Below are 21472 nucleotides of genomic sequence, written 5' to 3'. Positions count from 1 at the left end.
TAAAAATATTTATCTATATAAATTTCTGAATATTTAAATAGATAGACGAATATTTATTAAACATTTAAAAGGATTTTAAGAGTAGTTTTTTTAGTAAAGGTGATAAATGACTAGGTAAATTTTCTACGCCTTCAACGAATAAAGCATATTGACCATAAATATTGTGAATCGTCTGCTCAATGTCCTCTGTTATCGTGTCTTGACTTAAAAATACATTAAAGACTTCTAACCCCATTTTCCTCGCAGTTTCCACAGCTTCATAAGTATCTAAAATACCATCTTGACTGTAATTATAAGCAGATGGTTCACCATCAGAGAAAACAATAAGGAAACGTTGATTATGCGAACGACGTAACAAACGATCACTCGCTATTCTGATAGCTACGCCGTCACGGTTATCATCTTGAGGCGTAAGTGCCATAATCCTTGGTCCATCTTTAGGATTTGTAGAGTAATCATAGCTAATTATTTCATCAATAATATTAGGTTGATTTAAGTTATCAGCATCAAATGCATCTTCGTTAAATGCCAGAATTTCATGTTTCACATTTAAAGATTTTAATGTTTCATGAAAGAGCACCACACCTTTTATCGTTTCTTCCATTTTATCTTGCATGCTAGCAGAAGCATCTATTAATAATGTGAAAGTAGCATCGAAAGATTGACTCAAATCTTGCTTTTTGTAGAATAATTTATATTGATCATCGATAAACCAATTAAGTAAATTCTTTTGTAATCTACCTTTAGTTAAATTATGTCTTGCATCTTGTGATTCACGATCAATTGCCTTTTTTATGATTTGAATTAAGTCCTTAGTTTCAAATTGAACTTGTGACTCAACAGTTTGATATTGCGTTAGGTATTCCGGTAAGATATCAGGTTTATTCCATTTAATTTCAACATTTTCATTGATACCTGTTAAGGCAAAGGCTGGATTAACTCCTACGTTTTCTCCGCCTTCATCTTCACGTTCAGTAGTAGTACCTTTACCTTTTTTAGATTGCATATCTGTCATATCATCTGATGGATCGCCTTCTCTAGCAGTATCATTGTCACTCATGACATCACTATTTTCACCTTCATGTAATTCCATTTCTAGATATGCCCCACCTTCTGAAGCGCTATCTTGGTTATTAGATTCCATTTCTTCTGCTACAATGTCTGCATCTTTGTCATTTTCTTGATTTTGACCGTCAACATTGCTCGCGTCTGTACGTGTTAAATCTTCAAATTTTAATTCATGCATTGTTTCATACACCTTTTTAGGTAAATGATAATATTCATTTAACATATCTTCATTTAATAAGTGATCGATTTGATACATGATTCGCTCAGCTAAATACATATTGTCTTCAGATGTTGAATTATGGAAAAAGTTAGGTAAATATTGATACATTACGAATACTGCATCATCAATCTGTGAATTAATATCCGGTAAATCATAAAAGTTCTCTTGTAAAAATGACTTTTCCAAACTTAAAAATAATAAATCTGTAAATGTTGTTTTAGTCTTATAAACATTGATTTGTGTTTGTGTAAAATTCAGACGAATTGCTTTACGTTTTCGTATGGCATTTGTTGTCGAAGGTCTTTCTGACATAATAAAATTTAATACTCGCATATCCTCTAATAACTTAAAAAGTTGTTGGAAAAAGTTAGGATGCTCAAACTCATCGTTATGGATAACCTCATGGACAACAGTTTCATCCATTAATTTATATCCATATGCAGCAAGTAGTACGTCTGTTTTTAAGCCCATTGTTTCTATATCTGATTCTCTATGTGACCAAAACGAACTGGTAATTAATATATTCTGAATCGGGTCATAATAAGGGAATTTCTGTATTTTTACTTGTGTTTGTTCATTTTTTAGAAGTAATCGAGCTAAATCTTGAAGCATCATCACTTGCTTCGCATCTAATTGCTCGTCGTTAAATTTAATAAAACGATCACTCATGATTATCCCTCACTAAAAGTTTAATTCTACTGCATTGATTATCGCCTGTTGTTCTCTTTCATCTTCAAGTTTATCAATTATCGTTCTCTTAATTGCTCTTTTTATTGGCATGATTGTAGCTAAATCACTTAAGTCTAATAATGCACGTATACTTGCTGCTTCTTCTGAAATTTGTCCTTGTTTTGACATTGTACGTAAGTCTTCATTGAATTTAATAATACTTTGAATGAGTATCTCATCTTGTAATTGACTTTGTTTTTTAATAACATCACTTAAGATGTCTCCGTCAATATAATCTACTTGAATTACTACAAAACGGTTCTTCAATGCTTCATTCATTGGTAACGTACCGATGTATCCTTCATTAATAGCAGCAATTACATTGAAACCTGGAGCAGCGTTTACGACTTCTCCTGTGAAGGGGTTCGTCAACTTTCTACGATAATCTAGTACACCATTTAATATAGGTAATGTTTCAGGTTTGGCCATATTGATTTCATCAATATAGAGTAAGTGCCCTTCTTTCATAGCTTTAATCACTGGTCCATCTATAAAAACAATTTCTTGCGAACCGTTATCCGTTGTTTGTATTGTTTTAAATCCTAACAAACTTTCGGCATCTAAATCTACAGAACAGTTTATTTGATGCATTGGTCTATTTAGATGTTCACTTAATGATTCAGCTAATTTCGTTTTACCTGAACCTGTTGGTCCTTTTAATAATAAGTTTTTGTTTAATTCCATTAGTGAGATTGCATCATTAAATACAGTTTCATCTTTGTTTATATATTGTGCATTTGCCATTGTCATTCTCCTCTTATCTAACCTTTTCTATTATATCGACACATTAAAAATAGACCGGAATTTGAAATGAGTAAGCATCGTTTCGGTTGCTATTAAAAGTGTCCGAAAGTAATATCAAATAAAAATATTATAACCCACATTACTTAAAAATAAGTGAATCATAATATTTTCTTTTAAATATTACGCTTGCCATTCCAAATTCTAGTCTAAATTTGATGAAAATAAATGAATAAGTGTTTAATTAATACATTATATGATTTCGGTGTATATTGTTTAAACTTCCTTAAAATAAGTCTTGTAATAGCCACCAACAAGCCCAGAATTATCAATAATTTGATAATATTCTTCTGTTTCGTTAATTACATCATATACTTTGCCAACAGTTAACATATCCGATACTTTAAACTTTTGAGCATCTGTATGTGTAACTTCGACCTTTTTAATTGGTGTACGTTCTTTCCAAGTTTCGTGTAGCATTTTAAAAATCCTTTCTATTGTCCTTCTAATGTTAAGATAAATGTGATACCGCTATTCTCAGAAATTCTAATGGATCTTTCGCCATTTTGATCAAGACTTTGATATTTGATACCAATTGATTCTAATTGGTCAATTGCATGTTGAAATTGTGATTTAGATTCTGTAGCAAATTCTATTTGCTCTACAATACCGTGTTCAGGTAATTCTAGTGGGATATCAGAGGCATGAACATGTAACTCGCCACCTAGTCCACCATCACCAATTTGAAATACTTGAACCTTATAATCTGCAGTTGCTGAAGGTTTATATTCAGCAAAATGTATTAATCCGAACACCTCAGTTAATACCGATTGAGTAAGTAATAATTCATTAACTCTGATTATAACTGGACCCAACCCTTGTATTTGATGTAACGGATTTACTGTACTTTCAAATGTAGGCATACCGAGTGGTGCTCCAGTGTTATGTTCATTTGAATATATATTAAAAGGTTGAAGATTATCGTCTTTAAAATTAAAGTATTTATGACCATTCAAATCTGTAATTTCTTCGTATGCAATTTGATGTTTCGTTAATATTTCTTGATACTCATTCAGTCCTTCATCACTGGGTATACGAAGACCAATATTTTCAATATGGTTATTACGGTTATCATAGTTTGGTATTTCGACAAAATGCAGTCGTGTCCCAGAATTTAATTCAGCATCTCCAAAGCGAAGGGCCTGACCTTTTTCTGCAACATTCAGTCCGAGTATATCTTTAAATAATGTTTTAGTTTTCGCTAAATCGCTTGTACCTGTTGTAACACTTCTAAGACCATTCATTTAATGTACCCCTCTATTTTTGTCTTTTCAACTTATTATAACGCATTTTTCAGTATATTTGTATGACGAACTGTCGTTCTACTCAACCGTTCACAAAATTATAATTAAATGGCATTGGATATAGACTTGAAATGTATTAAAATGTATATATCATAAAATATAAATTTTAGGTAAAACTTCAATTTAAGTAAAAGTAAAGTGAAGGGGCGTTATTTTATGTCTGGAATTTGGATTATCTTTGCAATCACAGTGTTAATTGCAGTTTACTCAGGAATCACTTTCGTAACTAACTTAAATAGTAAACAGAAAGCCAAAGGTTCTGCAAAATCTAATAATAATATCTATGGAATAATCTTTCTAGTATTTTTGATTATTGCACTAATTGAATTGTTTTTGTTTATTGCTTAAATAAGTTTAAAGCAATATAAATATAATGATTAATTATTATAAAAAAGCGAGTTAACGTTGATGTATATGCATCAACGTTAACTCGCTTTTTTAATGTAGTGATTATTTTACCGACAACTTATGTAGATAGCTATTATATTTATAAGTCAGATGTTCTGTGAAAAAGTAATTTAATTATGAGATATGCACAAATGCAATAGACAATTGCTAATAATATAGCACTTAGAAATTGAAAATTTGTCAATTGTAAATTATCAGATGTTAATAAATTAATAAAACGATTGATTGGTGGGAACACCCATAAGATCCATTTTAATAATGGTAAACTTTCTATAAGCATAGTCTTTGTTAAGATGATAACCACAATTAAGGTTGTCAGCAGCCAGGTATATTTCTTACTCTTAATTATAGTATTGGTAACAAAAGTACCTAGTAAGATTCCAAAGACACTCATTAGACAATGAACAATAAGTCCAATGATGAGCAAATTGAGAGTCAGTGCTTTATCAAATGCCCCAATTATTATTGGATAGACCAGTGATAACACAATTAATGGACAACTGAATATAAATAAATACAATATCTTATTATTGAGATATCTTATTCGACTTTGTAATTGGCAATATAGAATATGACGTTCGTTCGTACCATCATGATTGAAATTAATAATGGTAATCCAAGTTAAAATAATAAATAATATGATCGCTGTCGAAGCGAAACTGGATAAAATCGGTATATTTCGATAAATGTATATGCCTACTACGCTTAATAAGAACAGGAATACAGGTGCTATGTATAGATAAGATTTTATAAATTTTGAATGTTCATATTTAATAAAAGTTGTGAGCATAGTTATAGGTCCTTTACTTCTATGATTTCATAGTTATGATCAATTAATGACTTTATTAAAAGGTTGCTATTCGTTTTTAATGCTGTAAGCGCAATAATGTTGTGTTCTTTCTGTTTTTGATCAGCGATATATTGCTGAATTTCATTCGGCAATGTCGTTTTCTGATTTGGAATTAATATTTGTTTTAACTCAATGTTTTTCTTATCGTGTACCTGATAGAATTGTTTAGTATTTAAATTAAGTACATGAGTAACTATAGTATTTTCTATAATATGGTTGTGGGCAGTTAGGATAATCGTTTTATCATGCGCAAGTTCAGATAAATAATTTATAAATGTTTGTTCGGTTGCTTCATCTAATCCAGAGAATGGTTCATCGAAGATTAATATATCAGTATTGTTCAGTAAGCACTGAATAATATTGACTTTCTGCAATGTACCTTTTGATAATTCGGTTAAAGGTGTATTGCGAAACGCAGTTAAATTAAAGCGTTCCATTAAGTGATTTAAACCTTCATTGTCGATATAGTTTCTTTTATTGACGTGTAGTTTCCTAATGTAGTTTAGATATGACGCTACTGTTAATTTAATGTTTTTTGGTAAGGTATCTGGTGCATAGCTTATCGTGTACGAACAGTCAATATCTCCATATGTTGGTGTAATTAATTGGGTTAATAATTTTAGCGTAATACTTTTACCAACCCCATTTTGCCCTTTTATTAAAGTTATTGCATTCTTAGGGATATTAAAGGATAAATTTTCAATAATTCTCTTTTTATTATAATATTTAGATATATTTGTTGCCTTGATGGCATAGTCCATATTATTCCACCTTTGTTATTGCATAAAATAAATAAATTAACTAATATGTTGTAAAGTTCTTTTCATAAAATAATTGTATGAAAGTTAAATAGTAAAATCAATCATTTAGAGTGTAATATCAATATAAATGATAGCTATTAGGCTTTATGTTAATTATTTTTAGTAAAAGATATATACGTAATGTAAATAATTGCTTTATATTTTGAAGTTAAATTAAAAAGACAAACCCTAATGCATTAGAACGACATAGGATTTGTCTCTTTTTTTATGAATTCATTTCACTTATTTTATATTTAATTTATTTATTCATTTAACATAACAGTTTGATTTGTGTGTGATGATTTTACTATGGCGTCAATCATCACATTGGCTGTAATTGCATCCTCAACATGAATATAATTATTTAAATTATAATCTATACAGTTATAAAAATGGTCTATTAGTTTTCCGTGACTGGGGCCATAATATGATTTTGTACCTGGCATGATATCATCTGCTGCGATTTGTTCTTTAATATTGTCTGAATTAACTCGTGTCAGTATATTATCTTTTATGGTAAGCTTTTCATTTTCAAAGATAACTTGTAATTCAATACTACTATTCGAAATACTAGCATTTGTTGCGAAAAATAGACCATGCGCCTTGTTGTTAAAAATAATATTTGCTGAAGCAGTATCTTCAACCTCAATATTGTAATCTAAAAGTTGTGTGGTATTACCGCGAATTGAATTCATTGAACCACCTAGAAGTTGCATTAAATCTAATGTATGAATTGCTTGATTAATTAATACGCCTCCACCAGAATGTTTTAACTGGCCACGCCACGGTTTATCAGTGTAATAGCTATTTGGACGTGACCATGTGACAAGTGCTTTGATTCCTTTTATTGGACCGTATATATTGCTTTCTACAATTTTTTGTAATGTTTGAAATGTTTTATTGTATCTATTTTGAAAGCAGATTCCAATTTTAATATGTGGATATGCTTTTTCTAGTTCTAATAATTCAGAGCCTTCCCTTGCATTAAGTGCTAAGGGCTTCTCTTGAAGTACGTGGACCCCCTGTTCCACACATTGTCTTGTAGCAAATAAATGCAAATAATGCGGTAAACAAATATGGACACAATCAAGATCTTCGTAATTTAACATATCTTGAAGCTTTTCATAAAAAGGAACTTCCGGAACTTTGTGTTTAAGTGATTGATCACTATCACATACAGCGATAACTTGCGCATGTGGATTATTATTAATGGCTTGTATATGGATATTTGATACATCGCCAAGGCCAACAATACCGATATTTAGCATAGCATTCACTCCATTTGACTTTGTTTATAATAGATTTATTATTCGTTTTTCTCAGTTGTGATTTGTTTGTTTAATTCGAGTTCAAACTGTTGTGAATCAACTGGAAGTGTAACTTCTCTACCTAGCCAACTGGATAAATAAAATGCATTAACTAAATTTACACCATTAATACCATCACTTCCAGGAGCAATGAGAGGTGTTCCGTCAATTATATTAGCTGCAAAGTTGTTAAGTACATTAATATGTTGCTCTCCCCAAATACTGTTAAATTCAAATGTTTCTCTACTATAAATGTCATCTAATGCTTTGCCTTTAAATATTTCTTGTGCTTCAGACCAATTCATTTTATTGTTCATAGATGTTTCTGATTCGTTTAAACGTGTCAAGGTTAATTTAGAACTATCTTCAACAAGTATCTTCCCTTTATCGCCAGTTATTTCTAAACGATCTGTGCCTATCACATCGTGAGTACAAGTCATAAAAACACCAGTCGCTCCATTACCATAATCTAGAACCGTTGTAACATCATCATCGACGTTGAGTTTTCTTTGGTAGCCATATTTAATGTTTGAATATACTTTTTTCGGTAAACCACATAGCCATTGTAATAAATCGATTTGGTGCGGCGCTTGGTTGACTAATACACCGCCACCTTCTTGTGACCATGTTGCACGCCACGCGCTTTGATCGTAATACGCTTGTGGTCGCCACCAAGTAGTAATGATCCAATTTGTACGACGGATATTGCCAATTACACCAGTATCGATAAGTGATTTTACCTTTTGATATAGCGGATTAGTACGTTGATTGAAAAATATACCAAATGTTAAATGAGGTTTAGTTTGTGCTAACTCAGTAATTTCTTGTACTTTAGAAGCGTAAATATCAGCAGGCTTTTCTAACAATGCATGAACTTCATGTGTTAAGGCATATTTTCCAATTTCAGTGTGTAGATAATGTGGTACTGTTGTAACTATTGCATCCACTTCACCACTTTTGATTAATGATTGATAACTATCAAAATATGGCACATTTGGATAAAGTTGTTGAACTTGTACTTTTTTTGCTGGATCAATATCACAAATGCCACCAATAACGAGATTTTCAACTTTGCCACTATTGATAAATTCTGCATAAGTACTTCCCTGTGCACCAAAGCCTATGATTCCTAAACGTACTTTTTCCATTAAGCATGCTCCTCTTCTAATTCTTTTAATATTTCTAATAATGCGTTGTATTGTATTTGATATGCCTCTGCGCCAGTTTGTGCAGCAGCATTTTCAATAGTTTCTGTAGAATGTTCAATCTCTAAATCTTTTATAGAATCGAAAAGAACTAAATGTGGTTCTAATGTTAAAAATCCACAATAACCATTATTGAAAAACTGCTTTAAGATTGCTGCAATTTGACCATCACCAGTACCACATACGACATTGACATTGTCTTTATATACTGCATCTTTAATATGAATATAGTCTACATATTGAGAGAGTAAATCATAGCAATTTTGCGGATCTTCACCACATTGCACAAAGTTAGCAAAATCAAAAATTGCTTTAAAATGATCCGAAGCTACTTCGTCTAAAATAGTTTTACAACGACGACCAATATCACCGAAAATATCTTTTTCATTTTCATGTAATAAAGTAACATGATGCGATTCTGCAATTTCTGCAAATTGCTGTAATTTTTCTACTACTTGTACTTTGTAATTATCAAAATTTTTATCTTTTGGTATATAAAAACTGAATATTCTAATGTAATCGCAATTTAATAATTTAGCGATTTTACATAGTTCCTCTAATTCTATTAATTGTTGTTGAAAAGATACTTCATCATCAATATAGATCTTTCCAATTGGTGAACCAATGGAAGATACTGCTATGCCCCATTGTTCCAGTTTTGGGATGACTTGGTCTTGAATCGTATTGACAGTAAATTGACTAATATTGTGCCCATCAATTGCTCGCAAAGAAATATAATTCATTCCTAGCTCTTTAACAGTTTTCAATTGTGTTGTAAAATCCGAAGCAATTTCATCAGAAAATCCTGATATTTTAATTTTATTCATTTTATTCACCTTTCTATTGTTAGCGCTTACAAAATTGTCGTTAATTTGAGGTTTAGAACCAATCTCGGTAGCCATTAGCCAATAAATAATCACGGCTTGTAACTAAACAATCATAAGCATCTTTACCATAAAGTGCATCTTGTTCTACGAAGAAATATTCGCTACCACTGTCAAAACCTGCTTGAATAATCTGCAGTAATGGTAGATTACCTTCACCAAGTTCCGCAAACTGAGTAATCATATGAAGCATGAAATAAATCTTTTCATGACCTTCTCCTGGATATTGATCCATATCAATTTCACCAATTCTGTAATCTTTTAAATGAATCGCACGAATTCTATTTTTATAGTTTTTCAGTACTGCAATAGGATCTAGTCCAGCTCTCCATATCCAATGAATATCTAATTCGAAGCCAAGAAGTGTCGTATTATCTCGCATTAAATCCAACATATAATGGCCATCGTATTTAACGAATTCTAAATTATGAGCGTGGTAATACAAATCAATACCTTCAGCTTTTAGTTGTTTGGCATAAAACTCACATTTATTTGCAAATGTAAGTGCCTTTGCTTTAGACCCCATATAATTTATTGGTAACATGCCTATTCTTAAAATATTGCAATTCACTGCCTTACAATCTGCAATGATTTTCTCTATATTGTTTTGTAATGTATCTCCAGGGAATTTTTCTGTTTCAGAAATATCTTCAACACCACAAGACATTGCTGAAATTTCAATACCTAAATCATTGATTGCCCGTTGCATTTCTGAAACATTATGTTCTGACATTTCAATTTGTGATACTTCAAAACTGTTATAACCAAGATCGTGTACTTTTTTTAAGACATTATATATACCTTCTTCATTAACCTTTTCTTTTAGCATCATCATTTGTACTCCTATACGTGGTTTAACCATGTCACTCATCCTTTCAATAAAAATGTTATAATATAAGTATATATTTTTAGAAAATTATGAACATTGTAAATAAAGAGGAAAAGATTGTTATTTGAGGAGGAATTCTAAATGTCATATAAAGATGAAATAATGTTCAACTTAGATACCATTTCCTTAAATCGTCATGGCTCTTACGCGGCATGGCATAAAATAAGTGATGGACATTTTGGTAATGAACTACATTATCATGACCATTACGAAATATTCTTTTCATTATCAGGCAACATGATCTATACAATAGAGGATCGTACATATCAATTAGATGTTGGTTCTTTATTAATTATCACACCCTATGAATTTCATAAACTAAATGAGCAATTAGACGGTCATGCTGAGAGAATTGGTTTAAGGTTTAATCGTGATTTGATAAAAAAATTATCTACTGAAGATTTTGACTTAGGACAATGCTTTGATATTTCTTCAGTACATTTCAAAAGTCTTTTACAATTAACAGAAATACAAAAAAGAGAATTGTATTATATCTGGCAAGGTTTATTAAAGGAACAGGACCATAATTATAGTGGGAAAAAGCTAAATGAACATGCATTATTAACACAATTCTTTATTATTCTAAATAGAGTTGCAGAAGATAATAGAACGTTGGAACCATACCAAACGAACAGTTCAGAACTTGTTAGACAAATATTAGATTATATGGAAGTGAATTTTGCCCATCCTATTTCTTTAGAAGATTTAGAGCAACAATTTTATGTAAGTAGATATAAAATAACTGAACAATTTACAAAATTAGTTGGATATCCACCCTATAAGTATTTGCTACATAAAAGACTGCAAAATGCGCAATATATGTTAAAAAAAGGAGAAAGTCCTCAACAAGTTGCAAATCTATGTGGTTTCACAGATTATTCTAATTTTTATAGAAGATTCAAATCAGCTTATGGATGTAGCCCAAGAGATTATTATAAACATTTTAATGCAAGTTAAATTAAAAATGCGATTCGTCTTATATGTATGACAGTGTATTTTTATCAAAAATATCAATAACTATCACAAAGTTTAGTTTTCGAGTATATGATACAATGTACTGTTATTACAATAACTTGACCCCTCCCCTATACCAATTAATGTTATAACGTCTAAAAATATGTTATAACATATGTAAAGATTTAATTATTTTATACAGAAAAATGAATATAAAGGTGTGGGTTTAATGGAGGATATCAATAAAATCGTTGCAGAGAATTTAAAATTTTATCGAAAACAAAATGGTTACTCTTTAGAATATTTGTCAACCATTTCTGGAGTGAGTAAAGCAATGTTAGGACAAATTGAAAGATATGATTCCACTCCTTCTCTTACAGTTTTATGGAAGATAGCACACGGTTTAAAGTTGTCACTTGCAGATCTAACAACTGAAATACATGTAAACCATGTGAAGAAAATATCAGCTGAACGATTGGAGACCATACAATCATCAGATGATGGCTATATAATATATCCATATTTTACATTTGATATACACAAGAAATTCGAATCTAAAATGATTAGTTTAGAGCGTAACGGATTTATGAACGGAACACCATATGGCGCTAGCAGTACTGTTTATATAACAGTCTATGATGGTTATTTATCATTAACGATAGATGGAGAACGCTATAACGTTAACAGCTTTGATTCAATAAAGTTTAATGGCAATGTCTTCCATATATTTGAAAATCATTCAGAAAGCCTATGTAGGTTTAATATGATGGTACATTATTGATTAATTGAGGGGAGATATCCCTTTACTTTATACAAGCTCATATAGTGATTATATGAGCTGTGAGTTGATCTCAAACATTTGTTAGAATTATATATAAAACACTTTCGTTGACTACATTTAAAATGAATCATACGGAGGTGTTTTTTATATTTCAATATTTTTATGTTTACTTAAATTAATCGAGGTACGTTTAAAGGCATATTACCCTAAATCTTTAAAAGTAAAAAAATACAACGACGCTGAACGCCGTTGTATTAGGGTTTATAAACTATTTTGTGTTGTGGATTAAGATTCTAATAGTAAATCTTCAGGATTTTCAATTAAATCTTTGATTGTTTTTAAGAATCCTACTGCCTCTTTACCATCGATTATTCTGTGATCGTAACTTAATGCAATGTACATCATTGGACGATTTTCGATAGTATCAGCATCTATTGCAATTGGGCGAGTTATAATTGAATGCATACCTAAAATTGCAGCTTGGTTACCATTGATGATTGGTGTTGACATCATTGAACCGAAGATACCACCGTTAGTAATTGTAAATGATCCGTTTACCATATCATCTAAACCTAATTTTTTATCACGTGCTTTTTTCGCTAGGTTTGCAATTTCATTTTCAATTTCAGCGAAGTTTTTCTTATCGCAATCTCTTACAAATGGTACAAGTAAGCCATCATCAGTAGATACAGCAACACCGATATCGTAAAATTGTTTAGTAATCATATCGTCTCCATCGATTTCAGCATTTACTTCAGGGTATTTTTTCAATGCTGCGACAGCTGCTTTAGTAAAGAATGACATGAAACCTAATTTTGTTCCATCATGATCTTTAATGAATTGCTCTTTTTTACGTTTACGTAAATTCATTACGTTTGTCATATCAATTTCATTGAAAGTCGTTAACATAGCTGTATTATTAGAAACCTCTAATAATTTTTTAGCAGCAGTTTTTTTACGACGTGACATTTTTTCTCTAATTACAGGTTTAGATGGATTTTGTGGTTGTGCTTTTTTAGGTTCTTCTTTTGCAGCAGGTTGTGATGCCTGTTGATTATTTGACTGACTTTGGTCTACATGAGATTTACGGACAATATCATTTGATTGTGGTGCTACTTCTGATAAATCAATGCCTTTTTCACGGGCATATTTACGCGCAGATGGTGTAGCATTGACACGTTGGTGTGAGTCTTTATCTGAAGATGAAGATGCATCTTGTTTAGATGATTCATCATCTGATTTATCATTCTCATTACTTGTTTCTTGTTTAGCTTCTTCTTGTTTAGGCGCATCATTTGTTGAGCCGCCATCTGCATTGCCACTTCCTTCACCAACGACAGCAATTGCTTGACCTACCTCAACTGTATCACCTTCGTTAGCTAATTGTTCTTGGATTACGCCTGCCTCTTCAGAAACAACTTCAACGTTCACTTTATCTGTTTCTAATTCGACAATAGCTTCTCCTTTTTCAACGCTATCGCCTACTTGTTTTAACCATTCTGCAATGGTACCTTCTGTGATTGATTCTGCTAATTCTGGAACTTTTACCTCTGGCATGCTTAACTTCCCCCTAGTTAATTTTTGTACTTTGTTCTAGTATCATATTTTGAACGAGTTTGTGTATTTCACCGTCACCTTCAGCTGGAGCTGAACGTTGAATACGACCATGATAACTTAAATCATACTTGTCTGTTGTAAGTTCTTTTAAATATGGATAAACAAATGACCAAGCGCCTTGGTTTTTAGGTTCTTCTTGTACCCAGGCTACATTTTCTAGATTTGGTAACTCATTCAACAATGCTTCAATTTCTGAAACTGGGAATGGATACAATCTTTCTACAGCGATTAAAAGAATAGACTCATCTGGATTTTTTGCTAAGTATTCTTTTAAATCGATAAACATTTTTCCTGAAGCTAGTATTACTTTTTTCACGGTATTTTTATCATGTTCCTCAGGTAAAATTGGTTCGAATTTTCCTGTAGTAAATTTGCTAATTGGATCCGCTACCGTCTTGTTACGTAATAAGCTCTTAGGTGACATAACTACTAAAGGTCTCATAGATTGAGAATCTAAATTAGCAGCTTGTGCACGTAATAAATGGAAATAGTTACTAGAACTAGATAAATTAACAACTGTTGTGTTGTTTTCGCCTGCAAGTTGTAAGAATCTCTCTAAACGAGCAGATGAGTGTTCAGGTCCTTGACCTTCAAATGAATGTGGTAATAACAATGTTAAGCCTGAACGTTCTCCCCATTTAGCGCGAGCACTGAATAAGAAGTTATCGAATATCATTTGAGCCATATTAGAGAAATCTCCGTACTGAGCTTCCCAAATCGTCATACATGCTTTGTTTTGCACGTTATATCCATATTCGAAACCAACGACTGCTGCTTCTGAAAGTGGTGAATTTCGTACTTCGAAAGTCGCTTTTTGGTTAGGAACATGGTGTAATGGCACATATTCTTCCCCAGTATCAGGATCGTGTAGAACTGCATGACGATGGCTAAATGTACCACGTTCACTGTCTTGACCAGTCAAACGAATTGGATTTCCGTTTTGCGTAATTGTTGCAAATGCTAATTGCTCAGCATGTGCCCAATCAACTAATCCTTCTTCACTTTCAAATGGTTCTTGTCGTTTTTCAAGTACTTTATTTAATTTTTTAAGAACATTGAAACCTGATGGATAAGTTAACATCGCATCATTGATTTCTTTCAAACGTTCTAAGCTGACATCTTCATCCTTAGTTTGGATAGGTTCAGCTAGACTTTCAGGTTTTTGCATATCTGGATTGTCCATTTTATCGTTTTTATCAATTTTATCATGTGCTGCACGTAATGTTTTTTGTACATCGTCGATAATTTGATTCATTTGATCTTCAGTGATAATACCTTCATTTACGAGTTGTTTACCGTAAAGAACATCTACTGAATCATGTTTACGAATTTCATGGTATTGTAGTGGGTTTGTTATAGATGGTTCATCCATTTCGTTATGCCCGTAACGACGATAACCAACAAGGTCAATAACAACGTCTTTATGGAATTCCTTTCTGAATGCCATTGCAATTTCAATTGCTTCAATAGTAGCTTCAACATCATCTGCATTTACATGCATGATTGGCACATCATATCCTTTAGCAACATCTGAAGAATATGTTGTTGAACGACCATCATGTGGTTCAGTAGTAAAGCCAATACGGTTATTTGTGATGATGTGTAATGAACCACCCGTAGAATAACCATCTAAATTACCTAAGTTCATCGCTTCAAAGTTTATGCCTTGTCCAGGATAAGCTGCATCACCATGAATGATAATTGGCATTGATTTTTTAAACTCTGTTGAAACTGCACCTGATTTATGCGTATCATCTTGTGCTGCTCTAGTCTTACCTAACACTACTGGTGAAACGATTTCTAAGTGACTAGGGTTATTTGCTAATGAAATACGTTGTTCAATTCCATAAGATTGAGTAGTTTTTACGCCACCTAAATGGTATTTCACATCTCCTGACCAACCAGAAGTAAGCTGAAGGCTTCCATCCTCAGGTAGGAACTTCATAGGGTCAGTATGCATAAATTCAGAAATCATCATTTCATATGGTTTCTCAAGTACGTGAGTCAGTACATTTAGTCTGCCTCGGTGTGCCATACCGATTTGAATATTTTGTATACCTTCATCACTGGCTAACTTTAATGTTTGTTGAAGCATTGGAACGAGTGAGTCTACACCTTCAATTGAAAAGCGTTTTGCTCCAACAAAGTTCTTGTGTAGATATTTCTCAAAGCCTTCAACATGTGCTAATTTTTTAAAAAGTTCAATTTTTTGATTTTCATTTAATAAGGCTTTGTATGGTGTTTCGATTCGTCTCTTCAACCATACGCGCTCTTTATTATTGTTAATATGAGTATATTCGAAAGCGATTGGTCCTTTATATCGCTTTTCCATACGTACGATTGCTTCATAAGCATTATCATAAATATCTTTAAAATGCTCAGAAACGATACCAGCTGAGATAGATTCAAGCGTTTCACGATCTAAATTAAAATCTTCTATACTTAATTTTGGAACATGTTCTCTCGCTGGTCTGTTGACTGGATAAATATCTGCCAATAAATGCCCATATTGGCGAATATTATCGATTAGGCGCATCACACGTTTAATAGTACTGTCGCCTTTAGTCGATTGTGATTGATTTGTTGTATTTGTTGCGATGTTTGCTTCACCGTCTTTAATTGTACTAAATAGGACTTGCAAATCTTCAGGGACTGAAGCAGGATCGTTTAGATATATATCATATAAATCCAAAACATATCCAAGATTTGCCCCGAAATTTACAGGTGCCTCGGAAACCTGTTTTTCGTTGCTCATTTTACACCCTCCACAAAATAGTTGAAACGCTTACACAACAATAATAGCATTAAATTTATTCAAATTAAAGTGCCAATAACCTAGTTCTATGAAAAAAGCAGAACCTCATTTAAAATGGTTCTGCTTTTTGTATTTTATATTTAATAGTGTAACATATAAAATTTGAACATTTAATAGTTGTAGTCTGTCTAAACGTTAAAATACTATTCTAAAAGTGGTATATTTCCCTAGTTCACTTTCAACTTGTATTGTTCCATTATTTAGTTCGATGATTTTTTTTGCAATGGATAATCCTAATCCATTACCGCCTAATTTTCGTGAACGAGATTTATCTACTCTATAAAAGCGATCAAATATAAATTCTATATCTTCCTTAGGTATACCGACACCATGGTCAGTAATTTCTATTGAAATTTGTTTGTTCTTAAGGTTGGTTTGAATATGAATATATTTATTAATTTGATCATATTTCATAGCGTTATCGATAAATATAATTAATACTTGTTCCAATTGATAACGATCAATTTTAATATTTATCGGTTTCGCATATGGTTCAAATTCAAAGGTATAGTCTTGGTGTAATTGTTCTAATGATTTAATACGGGATGATATTTCATGATTAATTTCCACGTTTTCTAATTCTTTGAATTTAGTATTCGTATTATCTTTAGTAAGTAATAACAATTCTTCTACTAATTTAGTGATACGGTTCATTTCTTCTAAAGAAATATCAAGTGATTCTTCTAAGATTGCTGCATCTTTCTTACCCCAGCGTTGTATCAAATTCAAATGGCCTTGAATAATTTGTAAAGGAGTTCGTAATTCGTGTGAAGCATCTTCTACAAATTGACGCTGTTGATTAAATGATTCTTCTAATTGGTACATCATTGCATTAAAAGTGACTATTAAATTATCTGTTTCTTCATAGTTCGTTGTGAGTTCTACTTTCTCTTGGAAGCCGTCTCGTCGAATTTGTTGCATCTTATTCGACATTAATATGAGTGGTTTCGTTATTTGTGATGAAAAGAAGTAACTAATAATTGCAGTGATAAAGGTTGCAATCACTCCAAAGATGAGTGCTAAAAAGTACAGTGAACTTACGAGTGCATTATAGTCTTCCAATGAGTGTACGACGACACTATAGCCTTTAAAATTTGGCATATCAATATGACGTGTGATAACAAGATAATCGTTGTTATGTTCATTTTTTACGATAACATGATTAATATCCGTTTTTTGCAATCTCGGTGAAATATCGATGGAATGACTGTTAGAAGTTTCTATTATTTTCTTGCCATCTTCGTTAAATAACATTACTTTTTGAAAATTCCCTAGCGCTGCATTTAAATCTAATGGTGTGATTTCGGATAACTTTTTAGTATCAAATAGCTTTTGAATATCTTCAGAACTTCTTTCTGCCTCATCAAGTTCGTTATGTCTTAATGAACTGCTTAAGAAAAATATGATTATGATGCTGAAAAAGAATATAGTTAGAAAAGTGATAGTCGTTGTAATAATCATCCACTTTGTGCGTAATTTACGTTGTTTCATTGCCTTATCACATACCCGACACCACGTACTGTCTCAATATATTTATCTTTGCCAAATGGTTTTAATTTATTTCTAAGATATCTAATATAAACGTCAACTACATTCGTTTCGACTTCACTATCATATCCCCACACATCTGTTATTATTTGTTCGCGTTGCATTACATGGTTCTTATTTTCAGCGAGCAAATAAAGTAAATCATATTCAGTTTTTGTTAAGTCTAAAGGCATACCATCAACAGTAACTTTAAAGGCATCTTTATCTATAATAAGCCCTTTTATGTCAATGATGTTTTTCTTAGGTTGTCTTCGCAACATGGCTCTAATTCTTGCTAGTAGTTCCTCTATATCAAATGGCTTTACGATATAATCATCAGCGCCATAATCGAGGCCTGCCACTTTATCATATGTATCACTCTTTGCAGTGATAATTATAATAGGTGTTGTTTGGCTTTGTCTGATTTGGCGACATATTTCAAGTCCGTTGATATTAGGTAACATTAAATCTAATAGAATTAAGTCATAATTGTTTGTTAATCCCTTTTCTAGACCTAATTTTCCATCGTTTTCAATATCTACAGTATAATTTTCATGCTCCAGTTCAAGTTCTATAAATCGAGCAAGATTTTGTTCATCTTCTACAATTAAAATTTTTGTCATTAGTTCCGCACCTCACCTATATATTAAAGGAAAATAATTCATGTAGAAAGTTATTATCTTAAATTGTTGATAATTTGTTATTTTAATCTTTATTATTTGTATTGAGAATGAATATCATTTATAATCATTTTTATCACTGAATTAGTGTTACAGAAAGCGTTTTTAAATGAATTTAAAAAAATTACGATTTCTAATTGACAATTATTCTCAGTGTTGTATAATGTAATTGAAAATGATTATCAATTCCAAACATAAGACATTCCCCCCACACATATTTGTTCTTAGTTGGATTAATCATTTTCATAAATATCCCCTTTTATATGCCCGTAAAAGACTAACGTTGCGAGACGACGTGAAATATAAAAGCCGGTTTTACTTTGTAAAATCGGCTTTTATAATAAATTTTGACACAAAAAAGGCAGTTAGATGATTTTTTCATCTAACTGCTTTTTAAAATTATAACTTATTATATTTGTAGTTTATGTCTTAGGATTAATGTTGATAATACTACACAAAATGCACCACCGATAATTCCAGCTATAATATCAGTCGGATAATGTACACCGAGATATACACGAGACGATGAGATCATAATTATAAATAAAGCACATAATCCTATCATAAATGCCTTGGAATTACCTTTTAATACTCTGTTAACAATATAAATCGAGCTTCCAAAAAATGCTGTTGCTCCCATTGCATGACCACTTGGAAAGCTAAATCCTGAGATATCAATCAATCTTAATAGCGTTGGTCTCTCTCTATCGAATATATTTTTGAGCAATGGATTTAAAGTACTTGATAAACTCATTGCAATTGCAAAGAATAGCGCTTCGATATTTAATCGTTTTAGCATTAAATATGCCACGAGTAATAAGGATAATGTGACCATTGCCCAAACTTCTCCAACTTTGGTAAATCCTAAGAAGATTGATGTACTAATAAAGCTTTCAGATGAATATATAAATTCATAAACTTCATTATCAATCCACTTGCCTAATCTGGATTCATGAAAGAATGCAATGATGCCAAAGATCAATGTGAATATAATTAGTAAGGATATTCTTTTCCAACGACTCATTGCACACACCTCCAGTTCTTATTTTGCATCTTGTAAAATTTTGTGGAATAAATCATAACGTGTGAAGCTCTCTTTATAAACGCTCATTTGCTCAATGATAGTTGTTCTATCTGCTTCAATTTCTTGCAGTTGTTTAATTAAGTCTTCTTCAGTTAATGTATCTTCTGGAATTGTTCTACCAAAGCCCTTAGATTCAAAATTCTTTGCATTATCAATTTGATCTCCACGCGATTGATCTAAACCAAGTGGAATGAGTAACATAGGAATTTTTAACGTTAAAAATTCATAAATTGCATTTGAACCCGCTCGACTGATTACAGTATCAGTAATCGCCAGTAAGTCTGTTAAATCATCTTTAACGAACTCAAATTGTACATAACCATCTTTATCGTTATATGAAGAATCTAGCAATCCTTTACCAGTCAAATGGATGATTTGATATGTTTCTTGCAGAGCAGATAAATTTTGACGTATGATTTCATTTAATTTCTTACTGCCTAAGCTACCACCCATTACAAGTAAGACCTTTTTATTTTCATTAAAGTGGGTTAATTGATAACCTCGTTTTTTGTCTCCAGATTTTAGGTCTTCGCGTACAGTAGCTCCAACAAAATCTGCCTTGTCTTGAGGTAAGTACTGAAGTGTATCCTCAAAGGTAGTATAGATTTTTTTGGCAAATTTTAACGAAATTTTGTTGGCTAAGCCAGGTGTTAAATCAGATTCATGAATAATTGTTGGAATTTTTAAGCTTTTAGCTGCAATGACAACTGGTACTGATACAAATCCACCTTTTGAAAAAAGTAAATCAGGTTGTTCTTTCTTTAACACTTTACGTGCATCGATGATACCCTTGAGTACTTTAAACACATCTTTAATATTCTCCCAAGATATATATCTACGTAATTTACCACTAGAAATCGCATGATATTGTACTTCAGGTAATTGAGATTCGATCATTTCTCGTTCAATACCAGTTTTAGAGCCAATATAAAATGCTTCATGGCCTTCTTCTATTGCAGTTGGAATCAAGCTTAAATTTACTGATACATGCCCAACTGTGCCGCCTCCTGTAAAAGCGATTTTCGACATAATAAAACCTCTATTCTTCTAAATTTTTATAATATGCATAAAATGGTTCGCCTTTGTTATACGGATGGTAATCAATTTTTGCTTCACCAACTTTATTGAAACCGAACTTTTCGAATAATCCTTGTGCACGTTTATTAAGTGCAAAGGTATCGGTAATCATGACATGAATATCATGATCTAAAGCTAGGTTGACTGCAAAATCAAATAATTTAGTTGCAGCACCTTTATATTCTGCTGATGCTGCAAGTCTATGGATAACATACGCACCTTCTCTATTAACAGGCCATTTTAAATTATCATACCACTCAGATTGACTTTGGTCGACCACAATAAATGCATAAATTTCATCATTTTCTTCTAATACATATAAGGTTTCTTTATTGATATCTTCTTCAAAATGACTTTCGACTGGATAGTGTTCATCCCACTGATTATTGTTATCTTGCTGCATAACAGCTTTAGCTTCTTCAACAATTGTTAAAATACTGTTTAAGTCTCTTAGTGTTGCAACTCTAATCAT

At 31.8% G+C, this 21472-nt stretch carries 19 protein-coding genes; 3 read left to right on the top strand and 16 right to left on the bottom strand.

The window, feature by feature from the left end; all coding sequences use genetic code 11:
- Positions 1 to 64: 64 nt before the first annotated feature.
- The 4 genes from SH09_RS05950 to SH09_RS05935 all read right to left on the bottom strand — a co-directional run bounded on the left by SH09_RS05950 (position 65) and on the right by SH09_RS05935 (position 4062).
- Complete coding sequence (locus SH09_RS05950; RefSeq protein ID WP_042738708.1) at positions 65 to 1957, bottom strand: vWA domain-containing protein; 1893 nt, start codon at positions 1955 to 1957, stop codon at positions 65 to 67.
- 12 nt (positions 1958 to 1969) lie between these two features.
- Positions 1970 to 2761, bottom strand: a complete 792-nt coding sequence (locus tag SH09_RS05945; RefSeq protein WP_042738707.1) for an ATP-binding protein — start codon at positions 2759 to 2761, stop codon at positions 1970 to 1972.
- Between the two features lie 273 nt (positions 2762 to 3034).
- Positions 3035 to 3238, bottom strand: coding sequence for a DUF6501 family protein (locus tag SH09_RS05940; protein WP_042738706.1), 204 nt, complete (start codon positions 3236 to 3238; stop codon positions 3035 to 3037).
- Between the two features lie 14 nt (positions 3239 to 3252).
- Positions 3253 to 4062, bottom strand: coding sequence for a VOC family protein (locus SH09_RS05935; RefSeq protein WP_042738705.1), 810 nt, complete (start codon positions 4060 to 4062; stop codon positions 3253 to 3255).
- Positions 4063 to 4278: 216 nt separating this feature from the next.
- Here SH09_RS05935 and SH09_RS05930 point away from each other — a divergent pair, with 216 nt between their 5' ends.
- Positions 4279 to 4470 carry a hypothetical protein gene (locus SH09_RS05930; RefSeq protein WP_042738704.1) on the top strand — a complete coding sequence of 64 codons (192 nt, stop codon included), beginning with the start codon at positions 4279 to 4281 and terminating at the stop codon, positions 4468 to 4470.
- Positions 4471 to 5322: 852 nt separating this feature from the next.
- Here SH09_RS05930 and SH09_RS05920 read toward each other — a convergent pair.
- From SH09_RS05920 to SH09_RS05900, 5 genes are all read right to left on the bottom strand, one after another.
- Positions 5323 to 6141 carry an ATP-binding cassette domain-containing protein gene (locus SH09_RS05920; RefSeq protein ID WP_042738702.1) on the bottom strand — a complete coding sequence of 273 codons (819 nt, stop codon included), beginning with the start codon at positions 6139 to 6141 and terminating at the stop codon, positions 5323 to 5325.
- A 302-nt stretch (positions 6142 to 6443) separates the two neighbouring features.
- Positions 6444 to 7448, bottom strand: coding sequence for a Gfo/Idh/MocA family protein (locus SH09_RS05915; protein WP_042738701.1), 1005 nt, complete (start codon positions 7446 to 7448; stop codon positions 6444 to 6446).
- A 38-nt stretch (positions 7449 to 7486) separates the two neighbouring features.
- The gene (locus SH09_RS05910) at positions 7487 to 8635 is read right to left on the bottom strand and encodes a Gfo/Idh/MocA family protein (RefSeq protein ID WP_042738700.1); all 1149 of its coding nucleotides are present in this window, start codon (positions 8633 to 8635) and stop codon (positions 7487 to 7489) included.
- Positions 8635 to 9519 carry a sugar phosphate isomerase/epimerase family protein gene (locus tag SH09_RS05905; RefSeq protein WP_042738699.1) on the bottom strand — a complete coding sequence of 295 codons (885 nt, stop codon included), beginning with the start codon at positions 9517 to 9519 and terminating at the stop codon, positions 8635 to 8637. Before SH09_RS05905 ends, SH09_RS05910 begins: the two co-directional genes overlap by 1 nt.
- Positions 9520 to 9571: 52 nt before the next feature.
- Positions 9572 to 10438 carry a sugar phosphate isomerase/epimerase family protein gene (locus SH09_RS05900; protein ID WP_042738698.1) on the bottom strand — a complete coding sequence of 289 codons (867 nt, stop codon included), beginning with the start codon at positions 10436 to 10438 and terminating at the stop codon, positions 9572 to 9574.
- Positions 10439 to 10546: 108 nt separating this feature from the next.
- Between SH09_RS05900 and SH09_RS05895 the strand changes: the two genes are divergently transcribed.
- Positions 10547 to 11422: a helix-turn-helix transcriptional regulator gene (locus SH09_RS05895; RefSeq protein WP_042738697.1), complete on the top strand. Its 876-nt coding sequence runs from the start codon at positions 10547 to 10549 to the stop codon at positions 11420 to 11422.
- 226 nt (positions 11423 to 11648) lie between these two features.
- Positions 11649 to 12200 (top strand): XRE family transcriptional regulator, encoded by a 552-nt coding sequence (locus tag SH09_RS05890; protein ID WP_042738696.1) that lies wholly within the window; start codon positions 11649 to 11651, stop codon positions 12198 to 12200.
- A 285-nt stretch (positions 12201 to 12485) separates the two neighbouring features.
- Here the strand turns inward: SH09_RS05890 and sucB are convergent, their stop codons facing one another.
- The 7 genes from sucB to SH09_RS05855 form a co-directional block, all read right to left on the bottom strand.
- On the bottom strand, positions 12486 to 13757 hold the full coding sequence (gene sucB / locus SH09_RS05885; RefSeq protein WP_042738695.1) for a dihydrolipoyllysine-residue succinyltransferase: 1272 nt from the start codon (positions 13755 to 13757) through the stop codon (positions 12486 to 12488).
- A gap of 13 nt (positions 13758 to 13770) precedes the next feature.
- Complete coding sequence (locus SH09_RS05880; protein ID WP_042738694.1) at positions 13771 to 16572, bottom strand: 2-oxoglutarate dehydrogenase E1 component; 2802 nt, start codon at positions 16570 to 16572, stop codon at positions 13771 to 13773.
- 195 nt (positions 16573 to 16767) lie between these two features.
- Complete coding sequence (locus tag SH09_RS05875; protein ID WP_042738693.1) at positions 16768 to 18123, bottom strand: HAMP domain-containing sensor histidine kinase; 1356 nt, start codon at positions 18121 to 18123, stop codon at positions 16768 to 16770.
- Positions 18120 to 18782, bottom strand: a complete 663-nt coding sequence (locus SH09_RS05870; protein ID WP_042738692.1) for a response regulator transcription factor — start codon at positions 18780 to 18782, stop codon at positions 18120 to 18122. Before SH09_RS05870 ends, SH09_RS05875 begins: the two co-directional genes overlap by 4 nt.
- Before the next feature lie 466 nt (positions 18783 to 19248).
- Complete coding sequence (locus SH09_RS05865) at positions 19249 to 19863, bottom strand: phosphatase PAP2 family protein (RefSeq protein ID WP_042738691.1); 615 nt, start codon at positions 19861 to 19863, stop codon at positions 19249 to 19251.
- A gap of 18 nt (positions 19864 to 19881) precedes the next feature.
- On the bottom strand, positions 19882 to 20952 hold the full coding sequence (locus tag SH09_RS05860) for an undecaprenyldiphospho-muramoylpentapeptide beta-N-acetylglucosaminyltransferase (RefSeq protein ID WP_042738690.1): 1071 nt from the start codon (positions 20950 to 20952) through the stop codon (positions 19882 to 19884).
- A 10-nt stretch (positions 20953 to 20962) separates the two neighbouring features.
- The gene (locus SH09_RS05855; protein ID WP_042738689.1) at positions 20963 to 21472 is read right to left on the bottom strand and encodes a GNAT family N-acetyltransferase; all 510 of its coding nucleotides are present in this window, start codon (positions 21470 to 21472) and stop codon (positions 20963 to 20965) included.

It is taken from the genome of Staphylococcus gallinarum (assembly GCF_000875895.1).
Lineage (GTDB): Bacteria > Bacillota > Bacilli > Staphylococcales > Staphylococcaceae > Staphylococcus > Staphylococcus gallinarum.
Note: the sequence above shows the minus strand (reverse complement) of the source record. Positions and strands in the feature narration are given on the sequence as shown.